The following is a 13,949-nucleotide window of genomic DNA, read 5'->3' on the forward strand; positions in this document are numbered from 1 at the left end:
GATATCAAATTTAGGAAAGGGGTCATGTAGACATGGCACAGCGAACTGTTTTAATTGCAGATTGTTGTTGTATGGTGCAAAACATTGCAGCATACCATTTTGTCATGCCTATTATTAGACCTAGTTTCTAAAACGTTAGCAAATCGTTCTGTGTGCACCAGTAACTATTTGTGTATATTTTTAGAGTATTCGAGGTACTGATTAATAGTCAGTACCTCTTTTTTTATTCCCCAATTTAAGTTAAGGAGCAAAATCATGATCGTCAATCAAATTAAAGAGCTGATTGGTAATACGCCGCTGTTGCGTTTTACTAATTTGCAGTTACCAATTCCAGCAGGTACAGAAGTTTTTGCAAAATTAGAATTTTTAAATCCGGGTGGTAGTATTAAAGATCGACTTGGACAGTATTTAGTCAATCGTGCTCTTCAAGAAGGAAAATTAAAAGCCGGTGGTACTCTAATTGAGCCCACCGCAGGTAATACTGGGATTGGTTTGGCGTTAGCGGTCCAAGCCTATGACATTCAAACAATTTTTGTAGTACCAGAAAAATTTAGTTTGGAAAAACAAGCATTAATGCAGGCACTGGGAGCGACTATTGTTCATACGCCCACAAACGAGGGGATGACAGGAGCAATTAAAAGAGCAACGGAACTTGCACAAGAAATTCCCAATAGTTATTTGCCACTGCAGTTTGAAAATAAAGGTAATCCAAAAGCTTATTACGAAACATTGGGTCCTGAAATTGCGGCAGATCTTCCTAAAACAATCACAGCTTTTGTAGCGGGCGTTGGTTCTGGTGGAACATTTGCGGGAACAGGGGCTTATTTAAAAGAAAAATATCCGGAAATTTTATTGTATGGTGTTGAACCGGCAGGATCTATTTTAAACGGGGGATTAAGTCATGCTCACGAAATTGAAGGGATTGGGGTCGAGTTTATCCCACCATTTTTTGAAAATTTGGCCATTGCCGGTTACGAAACAATCCCTGACGAAACCGGGTTTGCATATACTCGCAAACTAGCAAAGGAATATGGTGTTTTAGCTGGAAGTTCAAGTGGCGCAGCTTTAGCCGCAGCCGTCAATATCGCCCAAAAATTACCCACAGGCAGTTTGATAGCGACAGTCTTTCCGGATGCTGGTGATCGCTATTTATCAAAGGATATTTACACGCGGACCACGTATTAATAAGAATTTATTAGACCAATTTTTTAGGAGGAAATATTATGTATCTTAATACGAAATTGATTCACGGCGGCATTAGTACCGATCTTGTGACAGGAGCGGTGAGCGTACCTATTTATCAAACCTCAACTTACAAACAAAATGGCGTGGGAAAACCCAAAGGCTATGAATATTCTCGTTCCGGCAATCCGACTCGTTTTGCACTAGAAGAATTGATTGCCGATTTGGAAGGGGGGTCTAAAGGCTTTGCTTTTGCTTCAGGTTTAGCTGGTATTCATGCGGTGTTATCAATGTTTAAACCAGGAGATCATATTTTATTAGGCGATGACGTGTACGGTGGAACTTTCCGTTTGTTAGCACAAGTTTTTGAAAAAAATGGTTTGGCCTATACAACCATTGACACAAGTGATTTAAATAATATTGCAGAAAATGTCCAAGCAAATACAAAAGCGCTATATTTGGAATCCCCAAGTAACCCGCTTTTGAAAATAACAGATATTAAAGGCGCTGTGGCATTGGCAAAAGCCAATCACTTAATAACGATTGTGGACAATACTTTTGCAACACCTTATTTTCAACAGCCATTAGCACTAGGGGCAGATATTGTCGTTCATAGTGGTACCAAATATTTAGGGGGCCATAGTGATGTGGTATCTGGCTTAGTTACCACGAACAATTCTGAATTAGCAGAAAAAATCGGCTTTTTACAAAATGCCATCGGTGCCGTTTTAGGACCACAAGATAGCTGGTTGATGCAAAGAGGGATTAAAACGCTTGGTGTTAGAATGCGAGAACATCAACGAAATGCATTAGCAGTGGCACAGTTTTTACAAAATCATCCAGCCGTGGCAAAGGTTTATTATCCAGGTTTAACCAATCACCCTGGACACGAAATTGCTTTAAAACAAATGCAAGGTTTTTCGGGAATGGTCTCTTTTGAACTTTCAGCTGAAGAAAAAACAACGGATTTTGTGGAAAGTTTGACGTTATTTACTTTAGGAGAAAGCCTAGGTGGAGTGGAAAGTTTAGTCGAAGTACCCGCAGTCATGACGCATGCCTCTATTCCAAAAGACAAGCGGGAAAAAGCTGGTATTAAAGCTGGTTTGGTGCGTTTATCAGTTGGTTTAGAAGATCAAAGAGATTTATTAGCAGATTTAAAAGTAGCTTTTGAAAAGGTGGGAGAATAATGGGCTTAGAATTTATGCCAATTTTTGAAGACTGGGCCAAGGAGTACGACGAGACTGTAGCAGGACATGATCCAGAATATGCTGACGTTTTTGCTAACTACTCGGAAATGTTAACCATGATTACTGAAAAAGCAGGCCAAAATGTGTTAGAATTTGGCAGTGGTACCGGAAATTTAACCATGGCTTTATTAAAAGCAGGAAAAAATGTTTTCCCTGTGGAGCCTTCTAAAGAAATGCGAGAATTGGCTAAAGAAAAGCCAGAACTTACTGAAGTCAATTTTTTAGCCGGCGATATGGAGAATTTTCCTTTACCTGATGGGAATATTGATACAATTGTTGCAAACTTTGTTTTTCATCATTTAAATGGGATTGAAAAGAAACAAGCATTGCAAAAATATGCGGTTCTCTTACCCAGAGGTGGCAAAGTGATTATTGGTGATACGATGTTTGTTTCGCAAATGCGCTTTGATGATACCATTACAGCTGCAATTAAAAGTGGCAAAGAAACGCTAGCTGCAGATTTACAACGAGAATATTATCCTTTATTATCCAATTTGGAAAACTATTTTCACGAAGCCGGTTTTACGGTGAAATTCTGGCAAATCAATTCTTTTGCTTGGATTGCTGAAGCGGTGAAACGCTGAGGAATTTTTTTGATAACATGACAATTTTAAGCTTTGCAGCCGTGATAACAAAAAAATGAAATAAAAAAATGTCTTCCCCAAAAACAAATCAAGAAGGAGCAAAAAATATGAAGATGAATGTCGAAAGTTTCAATCTAGACCACACGAAAGTAAAAGCCCCTTATGTCCGCGTAGCTGATCGCAAAACAGGTGGCAATGGTGATACAATTATTAAGTATGACGTGCGTTTTAAACAACCAAATAAAGAACACATGGAGATGAAAAGTCTTCATTCCCTAGAACATTTGACAGCTGAATTGATTCGCAATCATGCTGATTATATTGTGGACTGGTCCCCAATGGGATGCCAAACCGGTTTTTATTTAACCGTTTTAAACCACGATGATTACAATGAAATTTTAACTGTTTTGAAAAAGACGATGGAAGATGTGTTAAATGCAACAGAAGTTCCTGCCAGTAACGAAAAACAATGTGGCTGGGCAGCAAATCATACGTTAACAGGAGCCCAAGAATTGGCGCGTGAATTTTTAGCAAAAGAAGATGAGTGGTCCGAAGTTTTTGCAGCAGAATAATTCCTTCATATAATAGTAGACAAATAAAAAGCGTACCCAACAAATGACTGTGGGTGCGCCTTTTATTTGTTTTTGTTTTATAAGCTAGCATAATCACTAAATAGTTGGTGAAAAGTGGGATTTGCTTTTTTTAAGTGCACTAGTCGTCCCGTTTCACTTTGCAAAAAACAGTGCTGACTATCACCATGGGTTAGAATTTTCGTCTCATCTGATACCGGCGTAATGTGATAGGTGAAATTTAAACGCGTGCCGGTATATTTTTCCACGTTCACATGAATCTTGACAGTTTCACCATAATGAATCATCTCTTTGTACTGGCAACTCACACCAAGAACCGGCACTATAATGCCACTTTCTTCTAAAATGTGATAAGGAAGTCCTAAATGTTCCAATAAAGCAACGCGAGCTTCTTCAAACCAACGAATATAGTTGGAATGGTGAATGATTTGCATTTGATCAGTTTCGTAATAATGGGGACTGCGGACATAACCAGCGTATTTTTCCATTTTTTCTCCTTGTCTCACTTTTTTAACAGTAATTTTTCTTCTATATTATACGATTAAAAGCGGAATAAATCGTCAATTAATTCATAGTCGTCGTTGCTAATCCGAATATCTGTTGCTTTAGCATTGGATACCATTTGTTCGACGTTTCTGGCACCGGGAATAACTGCAGCAATGTGAGGATTTTTTAAATACCAGGCTAAGACAAGTTGAGGAACAGTAGCATCATTGCGATGGGCGATAATTTTCATTTCGGTCATGGTGGCAATAATTTTTTGATAACGTTCGCCAGTAAAATCGGCTTTTTTACTGCGAGAATCGTTTTCCGCAAATTTTTGGTCAGCAGTATATTTTCCCGATAATAAGCCCGATGCTAATGGAAAATAGGGAATAAAGCTGATATTGTGTTTTGCTAAATAAGGGAAGAGCTCGGTTTCTGCTTTTCGATGCAATAAATTGTAATTGTCTTCCACTACATCCACATAACCATCTAAATTGGCTTCTTTGATTTGGGTCAAGGAAAAGTTTGAAACACCAATTGCCCGAATTTTACCAGCTTCTTTTAATTCATGAAGTGCTTTTACTGCTTCATTTTTTTTCGTTACTTCATCAGGAAAATGAATATAGAAAATATCAATATATTCTGTTTGCAGCCGTTTTAAGGCGTCTTCCACTGCATTTTGTAAAAATTCAGGGCTATTGTCCAATTGCTCTTCATTGCCAGGAACTTGGGCGGCTTTGGTAGCAATAATCACCCGTGCACGGTCAAATTCAGCTTCTTGTAAAACTTCACCAATTAATTTTTCCGATTGTCCAAAACCATACGCGTAAGCTGTGTCTAAAAGTGTAACGCCATTACGTAGAGCAGTCCGTAAGACTTCTTTGCCTACTTCATCATCCAAATTTTTAAACAGGTTGTGGCCCCCAATTTTATTGGTACCTAGCCCTAATGTGGATGCGTAAACTTGTGATTTACCAATTTGTACATCTGACATGAAAAAAACCTCCTATTAACGTTTATGTTTTTCTTTACTTTCTTTAATACAAGTCTAAAGCAAACTGCTAAAAAGCTGAATTGAAACGTCTTATTCCTAAATTTTTTAAAAGAGTAGCGGTAATTTTTTTGAAAAGCACTTTGAAAAATCTTGACATTTTCACGTAATTCTAGTAGCTTAACAGTAATAGTAAAAATCAGTGAAAGAAAGAGTAGCAAATAGGAGCCTTTTAAGAGAGAACTACCGTGGCTGAGAGTGGTTTAAGTCTTATTTGTCAAAGACATTCTGGAGATGAGCGCGTGCAAAGCCGCTTCCGTTTTACCAACGTTATCGGTATTGAGGAAAGTTTAACTTTCAAATTTAGGTGGTACCGTGGATTGATCATTCGCCCTTGTGAGAACAAGGGCTTTTTTTGTATTCCAAAAACTGCCAGAAGCTGATTAAAAAAGAGTTTGATGGAGGGTAAAAAATGGCAAAACGAACTGTATATTGTGGTTTGGTTTCAAAAGCTGAATTAGAACAAACTGTAACCTTAAAAGGTTGGGTACAAAAACGTCGCGACTTAGGTGGCGTAATTTTTATTGACTTACGTGATAGAGAAGGCATCGTACAAGTAGTCTTTAATCCAGAACTATCAAAAGAAGCTTGGGAAATTGCCGATAGATGTCGCAGTGAATATGTGATTGAAGTGACAGGTAAAGTCATCTTACGCGACGCAGCGGCTATTAATCCGAAGATGAAAACCGGTGAAGTTGAAGTTATCGCATCAGCTATTACTGTTTTAAATAAAGCCAAAACACCACCATTTGCAATTGAAGACGATCAAGAAATTAGTGATGAAATTCGGATGAAAAATCGTTCGATTGATTTGCGTCGTCCTAAAATGACGCAAAATATCATTATGCGTCACAAAACAACCCAAGCAATTCGTCATTACTTAGACGAAAAAGGTTTCTTGGATATTGAAACACCATATTTGGGCAAATCTACGCCAGAAGGTGCGCGGGATTATTTGGTACCATCACGGGTACATCCAGGACATTTCTATGCTCTACCACAATCACCGCAATTATTTAAACAATTGTTGATGAACGCAGGCTTTGATCGTTACTATCAAATTGCACGTTGTTTCCGGGATGAAGACTTACGAGGGGACCGCCAACCAGAATTTACGCAAGTGGATATGGAAATGAGTTTTTTAACCGTTGAAGAAATTCAAGATTTAACAGAAGGCATGATTGCAAAAGTCATGAAAGAAGTAAAAGAAATTGAAGTAACATTGCCATTTCCGCGCATGACTTATGATGATGCGATGAATCGTTACGGTAGTGATAAACCAGATACTCGTTTTGCGATGGAATTAGTGGACTTAGGTGAGGTTGTCAAAGATGTCGACTTTAAAGTTTTCCAAATGGCACTAACTTCTGGTGGAGTAGTGAAAGCATTAAACGCAAAAGGTGCTGCTAGCAAATATTCCCGTAAAGATATGGACAACTATGCGCATTACGTTAGCCAATTTGGCGCAAAAGGGTTAGCTTGGGTTAAAGTAGAAGAAGATGGCTTAAAAGGTCCAATTGCAAAATTCTTAACAGAAAAACAAGCAGAAATTATTGCCGCTACAGATGCTGAAGTTGGTGACTTAATCATGTTTGGGGCGGACTCCTTTAACGTGGTCACAGCAGCTCTTGGTGCAGTTCGCAATAAAATGGCGAAAGAATTAGGGTTAATTGATGAAAGCAAGTTTAACTTCTTGTGGATTACCGATTGGCCACAATTTGAATATAGTGAAGAAGAAGGTCGTTATGTTTCGGCCCATCATCCTTTCACTTTGCCAAAAGCAGAAGATATTCAATATCTAGCAACAGATCCAACCAAAGTATATGCAGAAGCTTACGATATTGTCTTAAATGGTTATGAACTTGGCGGCGGTTCATTGCGTATCCATGAACGAGAATTACAAGAAAAAATGTTTGCCGCATTAGGTTTTGGTCGCATTGAAATGCAAGAGCAATTTGGATTCTTATTAGACGCTTTGGACTATGGTTTCCCACCACTTGGCGGCATTGCGTTAGGCTTGGATCGTTTTGTCATGTTATTGGCCGGCGAAGATAATATTAGAGAAGTTATTGCTTTTCCAAAAAATGGGAAAGCGGCTGATCCAATGACGCAAGCACCAAGCACAGTTTCTCCACTACAACTGTTTGAATTAAATATTGAAGTCACTGCAACAGAAGAAGACTAAAAGAATCTTAAAAGGACGCTCACTTTAGTGGGTTGTCCTTTTCTTTTTGGGTCAGACTTCGTATAATGTACACAGCGAGAAGAAAGTTGAATTACTGCGATGGGCTTTGATTTGGCTTGCCTCTTAGTTATAGGCATAAGGAGCTTTTTTTATCATGAAAAATATTGCGCAAAAAGTCAATGTAACTGACTATTTGCAAAAGTTTTCGTTTTCGATTGTTTACGCAATTCTAGCCTCAATTGCAGTGAACTTTTTCTACCAACCAGGTAAGATTTATTCCAGTGGAATTACCGGGGTTGCCCAAATTATTACCACCCTTTCAAATGAATGGTTTGGTTTTAATCTTCCTGTTTCGGCAAATTTGTTAATTTTAAATCTACCTTTGTTTTTAGTGGGATGGTTTAAAGTTGGTCATAAATTTACAATTTTTACTGGGATTACTGTTGTGTTGACCTCTTTATTTATGCAGATTATGCCAGAAGAAGTCTTAACCACAGATCCAATTGTCTGTGCTATTTTTGGTGGGGCTGTAATGGGCGCAGGAATTGGTTATGCCTTAAGAAGCGGATTATCTTCTGGAGGCTTAGATTTTGTTAGTATTGCTATCCAAAAAAAGACGGGTAAGACAGTAGGCTCGATTTCAATTATTTTTAATATTATGATTATGTTTGCTGCCGGGCTATTATTTGGTTGGCAGTATGCGCTATATAGCGCCATTGCCATTTTTGTAAGCGGCAAAGTAACTGACGCAGTTTTTACCAAACAAAAGAAAATGCAAGTGACGATTATCACGCGCCATCCCGATGCTGTGATTCATCACATTCAAGATAAAATGCGTCGGGGAATTACGATTATAAATGAAGCAGAAGGGGCCTATAAACATGATAAACAGACTGTTCTATTGACTGTTTGTACGCGTTTTGAATTACCCTTGTTGCGTCAAGCAATGCGAGAGTCAGATCCGAAAGCTTTTGTCAGCATTGCGGAAAATGTCCAAATTTTGGGGCGTTTTTATGAAGAAGAATTGTAGTAAAATTATTTTGAAGAATTTAGTGGGAAAAGTGGCGAAGTCATGGAACAAAAAACAAAACGACGATATATTACTGGCCTAGATGGCGTGCGCACTCTGGCTGTTTTAGGCGTTATCTTTTATCACCTTTTACCGGATAAAGTAAAAGGTGGTTATTTAGGGGTAGCGATATTTTTTGCAATTTCGGGTTATTTAATTACTGATCATTTGAATCAAGAATGGCAAGAAACAGGGAAAATTCGTCTCTTAACTTTTTATAAAAAGCGGATAAAGCGATTATGGCCCAACCTAGCCCTCGTGATGGTACTTTCTACCGCCTATATTACCTTATTTCAGCGTAATCTTTTAAATAATTTGCGTGGGGTATTTTTTAGCAGTCTTTTATTTTTTAACAACTGGTGGCAAATTAATAATGGTGCTTCTTATTTTGATCGTTTCAATAACGAGTCGCCTTTTACGCATATTTGGTATACCGCTGTTGAAGCGCAAAACTATTTAATTTGGCCGATTTTATTTATTATTTTGACGCTACTATTGAAAAAAAGAGGCAAAATTTTTATCGCCGTCATGATTGGCGCGCTGGCTTCTGCAATTTGGATGGCAATCTTATTTAAACCAGGTAGTGATCCAACTCGTGTTTATTATGGCACAGATACGCGGGTTTTTGGTATTTGGATGGGCAGCGCCTTAGCTTTTATTTGGCCGTCGAATCACTTAAAAGAAAGAATTCCTAAAGAAGCAAAACGACTATTAAATGGTGTGGGCTTAGGGTCTTTAGTACTATTAATTTTGAGCTTCTTTTTCTTAAGTGATCAAAGTAGTTTTCTTTATTATGGCGGTTTCTTTTTAATTAGTATTCTTTGTGTCGTTTTACTTGCGGTGGTCGTTCATCCAGGTGCAAGCTTGAATAAATGGCTAACTAATCCGCTCTTTAAATATATTGGTAGTCGCAGTTATTGGATTTACTTATACCAATATCCCGTCATGATTTTTTATGAAGCTAAAATTAAAAATTTGGCTGACAACGTCTTATTACACACTCTTATTGAAATATTTTTAATTATGTTATTAAGTGAATTGTCTTACCAATTCTTTGAAAAACCATTGCGTCATTTTGATTACAGCCAAACGTGGCAAACTGTAAAAGGTTGGTTTAAAAAACCAATTCTTAGTTGGAAAAAACCGGCTTTAATTCCAACTCTAGCAATATTGGGTATTACTTTAGTGGGACTTATTATTGCACCGGTTAATCATGTGGATGCCAATCAGCAAAGAATGAAAGAACAAATCTTAGCCAATCGCAAAATTGCAGCGGAGTCCAAAAAGACCGCAAAAGAAAAAACAGCTAGCACTACAACAAGTACCGAAGATAAAGCTGCTACTGCCAAAAAGGCCGAGCAACATTCAGAATTAGCCCAAAAATATGGTGTGACCGATGCACAAGTTAAAAAAGCCGATGCAGCTAAATTTACTTTCTTTGGAGATTCAGTCATGCTGGGGGCTGCTGCTGGGTTGAATGAAATGTTCCCCAATTCGGTGGTAGATGCGGAAATCAATCGCCAAGTTTATGCAAGTGTTGATTTACTCCAAAAATTAAAAGATGACAAATTGTTACATGACACAGTAATTATTGGGTTAGGAACGAATAGTCCTTTTACTGATCAACAGTTTGCCGATATTATGGCGATCATGGGACAAGAGCGTAAAGTTTATTGGATTAACATGCGTGCGCCAACAGTGCGAACACAAGGTACGGTGAATGCAGCTTTAACCAATATGGCCAAAAAGTATAAGAACTTAACGATCATTGATTGGTATGATTACAGTATTAATCATAATGATTGGTTTTATGAAGACGGCACTCATATTAATCCCGATGGCTTAACAAGCTATGTCAAATTAATGGTGGATAGTTTGATTAAGTCTTAAATTTCGCTAACTTTTTAATAGAAGAAAGCTCCTTTTGTTTCTTGGCAAAAGGAGTTTTTTTGTGTGAGAAAATCTTTAAAAGACGTTCAAATCATCAGAATTACTAGATTGTGTTACCATTAAAGTAGAATTTATTCGCTTGCTTTTAAGGCGAAAATAGCGCAAAAGTTGTTTGAAAGGCAGTGTGTTTAACGGAGTTTTATAATTTATATCTCAGTAGGACAAATTAAAAAACTTAAGCGAAAAGCTTAGTAAAAAAGGAGTAGGACAATGACAGTTGATTATAATTCAAAAGCCTATCTAAAAAAAGTTGATGCTTGGTGGCGGACAGCTAATTACATTTCTGTGGCGCAAATTTACTTAAAAGGAAATCCTTTACTAAGAAGAGAAATTCAAGCCAAAGATGTCAAGGTACGCCCAATTGGTCATTGGGGAACGATTGCTGGCCAAAATTTCATTTATGCTCATTTGAATCGTGTTATCAATAAATATGATTTGAATATGTTCTACATTGAAGGCCCTGGTCATGGGGGCCAAGTAATGGTTTCAAATGCGTATATCGACGGCCATTATTCTGAAATTTATCCTGAAATTACACAAGACGAAGCAGGACTAGAAAAACTATGCAAAATTTTCTCATTTCCTGGTGGGATTGCCTCTCATGCAGCACCAGAAACGCCCGGCTCTATTCATGAGGGTGGGGAATTAGGTTACTCACTTTCTCATGCTACAGGCGCAATTTTAGATAATCCTGATGTGATTGCTGCAACTGTTGTAGGAGACGGCGAATCCGAAACAGGACCACTGGCAGCGTCATGGTTTTCAAATGTTTTTATTAATCCAGTCAACGATGGTGCTGTATTGCCAATTTTACATTTAAATGGGGCAAAAATTTCCAATCCGACAATTTTGGCACGTAAATCTGATGAAGATTTGAAAAAATACTTCGAAGGAATGGGTTGGGATCCTGTCTTTGTTGAGGGGGATGACCCAGCAATTTTGCATGGGCAAATGGCGAAAGTCATGGATGAAACGATTGAAAAAATTAAAGTAATTCAAGCAAAAGCGCGCCAAGATAAAGCCAAAAATGCAGTTATGCCCCATTGGCCGGTAATTATTTGCCGCACACCTAAAGGCTGGACGGGGCCAAAAGAATGGGATGGCGAAGCGATTGAAGGCAGTTTTCGCGCCCATCAAGTACCAATTCCGATCGATGAACAACACATGGATCATGTGGATGCACTAACGAAATGGTTAAAATCTTATCGTCCGGAAGAACTTTTTGATGATAACGGAACAATTAATACAGAAATTCAAGCACTTGCACCAAAAGGCGCTAAACGTATGTCAGCTAACCCGATTACAAATGGTGGCATTGACCCACAATCTTTGAAGATGCCCGATTGGAAAGAATATGCAGTAGATACGCAAAAACCTGGTGTAGTAATGGCGCAGGATATGATTGAATTTGGCAAATTCGCACGAGATATTATCACCGCTAATCCCTATAATTTTCGGATTTTTGGTCCCGATGAAACAAAATCAAATCGGTTGAATGAAGTTTTTGAGGTTACCAATCGTCAATGGTTAGAACCTGAAAAAGCAAAATATGATGAATGGTTAGCGCCAGCCGGACGGGTAATTGATTCGCAACTATCCGAACATCAAAGCGAAGGCTTTTTGGAAGGTTATGTTTTAACCGGACGGCATGGTTTCTTTGCCTCTTATGAAGCATTCTTGCGTGTAGTGGATTCCATGATTACCCAACATTTTAAATGGATGCGAAAAGCCAAAGAACAAGCTTGGCGAAAAAATTATCCATCTTTAAATCTGATTTCATCTTCTACCGCTTTTCAACAAGATCATAATGGTTATACTCACCAAGATCCTGGTATTTTAACCCATTTGGCGGAGAAAAAACCGGAATTTATTCGGGAATATTTACCGGCTGATACCAATACCTTACTAGCTGTAATGGCAGAAACTTTGGCTTCAGAAGAAAAAATCAATTTGATTGTTTCTTCCAAACATCCTCGTCCGCAATTTTATTCTATTGGCGAAGCGGAAGTTTTAGTAAAAGAGGGTCTAAAAATTATTGACTGGGCTTCCACCGATGGTAATAGTGAACCCGATATTGTGATTGCTGCAGCCGGTACTGAACCTAACTTGGAAGCGCTGGCGGCGATTACAATCTTACACCAGGAATTTCCACAGTTGAAAATTCGCTTTATTAATGTGGTCGACTTATTAAAATTGCGTCACCCAGATGTTGATCCAAGAGGATTAAGCGATGAAGAATTTGAAGAATATTTTACCAAAGATAAACCAATTGTTTTTTGTTTCCACGGTTATGAAGGTTTGATTCGTGATATTTTCTTTAATCGTACCAATCGCAATGTCCGCATCCATGGTTATCGCGAAAATGGTGATATCACTACACCGTTTGACATGCGGGTTTACTCTCAAATGGATCGTTTCCATGTTGCACAAGATGTTGCACTGGCAGTTTATGGTGCACAAGGAGCTGAATTTAGTCAAAAAATGGAAGATAAACTTAATTTCCATCATGATTATATTCGTGAAAATGGCGTCGACATTCCAGAAGTTGAAAATTGGCAATGGCAAGAGTTGAAATAGGTTATTAAACACGAAACGGCACCCATCTCTTATGTCTGCAAAGTAAAGCAGGCGGTAGAAATGAGTGCTGTTTTTCTTTTATCGTGAAAAAATGGACTAATCTTTTGTACTAAAATACTGCATATAGTGAGGCAAAGCTGCACTGATAGTGGTTGGTAAAACTACATAATTATCTTTTGCCAAGATATCCCCAATATAACTGTGGAGATAAACAGCCGCACAGATTGCGTCACTTTTATTTTGAAATTGCGCCAAAAAGCCGGTTACCATTCCCGCTAATGTATCACCAGTACCACCTGTAGCCATAGCAGGATTGCCTAATGGACAACGATAGCAGTCTTGTGAAGTGTAAATCTCGGTGCGATGGCTTTTAACGATTACCGTAGCTTGGATTTTTTGTTGATAAGTGGCATTGGACTGTTCATTTTGTTGCTTCAATGGAATGCCGCTTAGGCGCTGCCATTCCATTTGGTGAGGGGTAAAAACAGTGTGGTGCGGTTGGGTTAATGCCAATTTTTCTTGGGCAAATAAACTGATAGCAGACCCATCAATGACCAGCCACTGCTGTTTGGTTTGCAACGATAAAACGGTTTTTAATAATTTGAGACTGTGGGCTTCAGATCCTAGTCCCGGGCCAATTAAAATGACATTTGCACTTTCAAGCACTTGACGAGTAAGGTTCTCATCTTGCCAATCAACGACCATAACTTCTGGCAGACGAGCATGAAGTGGGGGATGGTTGTCTTTTTCTGTGATAACAGTCACTAAACCCGCCCCACTCTTAACACACGCTTCAGCACTCATCATAATTGCTCCGCCATATCGCTGGTTACCCCCAATTAAAACAGCGCGTCCAAATGTGCCCTTGTGGGAAATAGCTGGGCGTTTGTTGATGACTGTGGTTAAAATAGCTTCTGATAAAATTTTCATGTTGTCTCCTTTTTTAGTTCTTTAGTTTTATTATAACCAAACTTTGTATTCCCTCCAAAAATCAATCAGCTTCCTTTGTCAAAAAGTCGCTAAAAGTG

The 13,949-nt window shown here is 38.4% G+C and carries 11 protein-coding genes and 1 other annotated feature; of the genes, 8 read left to right on the top strand and 3 right to left on the bottom strand.

Going from position 1 to position 13,949, the window contains the following annotated elements; genetic code table 11:
- Nucleotides 1–255: 255 nt before the first annotated feature.
- The 4 genes from RK01_RS13155 to RK01_RS13170 all read left to right on the top strand — a co-directional run bounded on the left by RK01_RS13155 (nucleotide 256) and on the right by RK01_RS13170 (nucleotide 3,585).
- On the top strand, nucleotides 256–1,185 hold the full coding sequence (locus tag RK01_RS13155) for a PLP-dependent cysteine synthase family protein (RefSeq protein ID WP_016173776.1): 930 nt from the start codon (nucleotides 256–258) through the stop codon (nucleotides 1,183–1,185).
- Between the two features lie 38 nt (nucleotides 1,186–1,223).
- Nucleotides 1,224–2,369: a cystathionine gamma-synthase gene (locus RK01_RS13160; protein ID WP_016173777.1), complete on the top strand. Its 1,146-nt coding sequence runs from the start codon at nucleotides 1,224–1,226 to the stop codon at nucleotides 2,367–2,369.
- Nucleotides 2,369–3,013 carry a class I SAM-dependent methyltransferase gene (locus RK01_RS13165; RefSeq protein ID WP_016173778.1) on the top strand — a complete coding sequence of 215 codons (645 nt, stop codon included), beginning with the start codon at nucleotides 2,369–2,371 and terminating at the stop codon, nucleotides 3,011–3,013. The genes RK01_RS13160 and RK01_RS13165 overlap by 1 nt, the downstream gene beginning before the upstream one ends.
- A 107-nt stretch (nucleotides 3,014–3,120) precedes the next feature.
- On the top strand, nucleotides 3,121–3,585 hold the full coding sequence (locus RK01_RS13170) for an S-ribosylhomocysteine lyase (protein WP_016173779.1): 465 nt from the start codon (nucleotides 3,121–3,123) through the stop codon (nucleotides 3,583–3,585).
- A gap of 77 nt (nucleotides 3,586–3,662) precedes the next feature.
- Here the strand turns inward: RK01_RS13170 and RK01_RS13175 are convergent, their stop codons facing one another.
- Nucleotides 3,663–4,091 (bottom strand): acyl-CoA thioesterase, encoded by a 429-nt coding sequence (locus RK01_RS13175; RefSeq protein ID WP_016173780.1) that lies wholly within the window; start codon nucleotides 4,089–4,091, stop codon nucleotides 3,663–3,665.
- A gap of 53 nt (nucleotides 4,092–4,144) precedes the next feature.
- Nucleotides 4,145–5,083, bottom strand: coding sequence for an aldo/keto reductase (locus tag RK01_RS13180; protein ID WP_016173781.1), 939 nt, complete (start codon nucleotides 5,081–5,083; stop codon nucleotides 4,145–4,147).
- A gap of 190 nt (nucleotides 5,084–5,273) precedes the next feature.
- Nucleotides 5,274–5,479 (top strand) — a binding site (T-box leader).
- A 73-nt stretch (nucleotides 5,480–5,552) separates the two neighbouring features.
- Between RK01_RS13180 and aspS the strand changes: the two genes are divergently transcribed.
- From aspS to RK01_RS13200, 4 genes are all read left to right on the top strand, one after another.
- Entirely contained in the window at nucleotides 5,553–7,325 is a 1,773-nt protein-coding gene (gene aspS / locus RK01_RS13185; protein WP_016173782.1) for an aspartate--tRNA ligase, read from the top strand.
- A 154-nt stretch (nucleotides 7,326–7,479) separates the two neighbouring features.
- The gene (locus tag RK01_RS13190; RefSeq protein WP_016173783.1) at nucleotides 7,480–8,355 is read left to right on the top strand and encodes a YitT family protein; all 876 of its coding nucleotides are present in this window, start codon (nucleotides 7,480–7,482) and stop codon (nucleotides 8,353–8,355) included.
- A 42-nt stretch (nucleotides 8,356–8,397) separates the two neighbouring features.
- Nucleotides 8,398–10,284, top strand: coding sequence for an acyltransferase family protein (locus RK01_RS13195; protein ID WP_016173784.1), 1,887 nt, complete (start codon nucleotides 8,398–8,400; stop codon nucleotides 10,282–10,284).
- A 270-nt stretch (nucleotides 10,285–10,554) separates the two neighbouring features.
- A complete protein-coding gene (locus RK01_RS13200; RefSeq protein ID WP_016173785.1) occupies nucleotides 10,555–12,921 on the top strand; it encodes a phosphoketolase family protein in 2,367 nt (788 codons plus the stop codon).
- 96 nt (nucleotides 12,922–13,017) lie between these two features.
- Here RK01_RS13200 and RK01_RS13205 read toward each other — a convergent pair whose 3' ends face one another.
- Nucleotides 13,018–13,851, bottom strand: a complete 834-nt coding sequence (locus RK01_RS13205) for an NAD(P)H-hydrate dehydratase (RefSeq protein ID WP_016173786.1) — start codon at nucleotides 13,849–13,851, stop codon at nucleotides 13,018–13,020.
- Nucleotides 13,852–13,949: the final 98 nt, after the last annotated feature.

It is taken from the genome of Enterococcus dispar ATCC 51266 (genome assembly GCF_000406945.1).
GTDB lineage: Bacteria > Bacillota > Bacilli > Lactobacillales > Enterococcaceae > Enterococcus_C > Enterococcus_C dispar.

What these genes read in the sequence shown, in the direction of transcription:
- RK01_RS13155 (WP_016173776.1), top strand. Translation starts at nt 256, where the DNA reads ATGATCGTCAATCAAATTAAAGAGCTGATTGGTAATACGCCGCTGTTG.
- RK01_RS13160 (WP_016173777.1), top strand. Translation starts at nt 1,224, where the DNA reads ATGTATCTTAATACGAAATTGATTCACGGCGGCATTAGTACCGATCTT.
- RK01_RS13165 (WP_016173778.1), top strand. Translation starts at nt 2,369, where the DNA reads ATGGGCTTAGAATTTATGCCAATTTTTGAAGACTGGGCCAAGGAGTAC.
- RK01_RS13170 (WP_016173779.1), top strand. Translation starts at nt 3,121, where the DNA reads ATGAAGATGAATGTCGAAAGTTTCAATCTAGACCACACGAAAGTAAAA.
- RK01_RS13175 (WP_016173780.1), bottom strand. Translation starts at nt 4,091, where the DNA reads ATGGAAAAATACGCTGGTTATGTCCGCAGTCCCCATTATTACGAAACT.
- RK01_RS13180 (WP_016173781.1), bottom strand. Translation starts at nt 5,083, where the DNA reads ATGTCAGATGTACAAATTGGTAAATCACAAGTTTACGCATCCACATTA.
- aspS (WP_016173782.1), top strand. Translation starts at nt 5,553, where the DNA reads ATGGCAAAACGAACTGTATATTGTGGTTTGGTTTCAAAAGCTGAATTA.
- RK01_RS13190 (WP_016173783.1), top strand. Translation starts at nt 7,480, where the DNA reads ATGAAAAATATTGCGCAAAAAGTCAATGTAACTGACTATTTGCAAAAG.
- RK01_RS13195 (WP_016173784.1), top strand. Translation starts at nt 8,398, where the DNA reads ATGGAACAAAAAACAAAACGACGATATATTACTGGCCTAGATGGCGTG.
- RK01_RS13200 (WP_016173785.1), top strand. Translation starts at nt 10,555, where the DNA reads ATGACAGTTGATTATAATTCAAAAGCCTATCTAAAAAAAGTTGATGCT.
- RK01_RS13205 (WP_016173786.1), bottom strand. Translation starts at nt 13,851, where the DNA reads ATGAAAATTTTATCAGAAGCTATTTTAACCACAGTCATCAACAAACGC.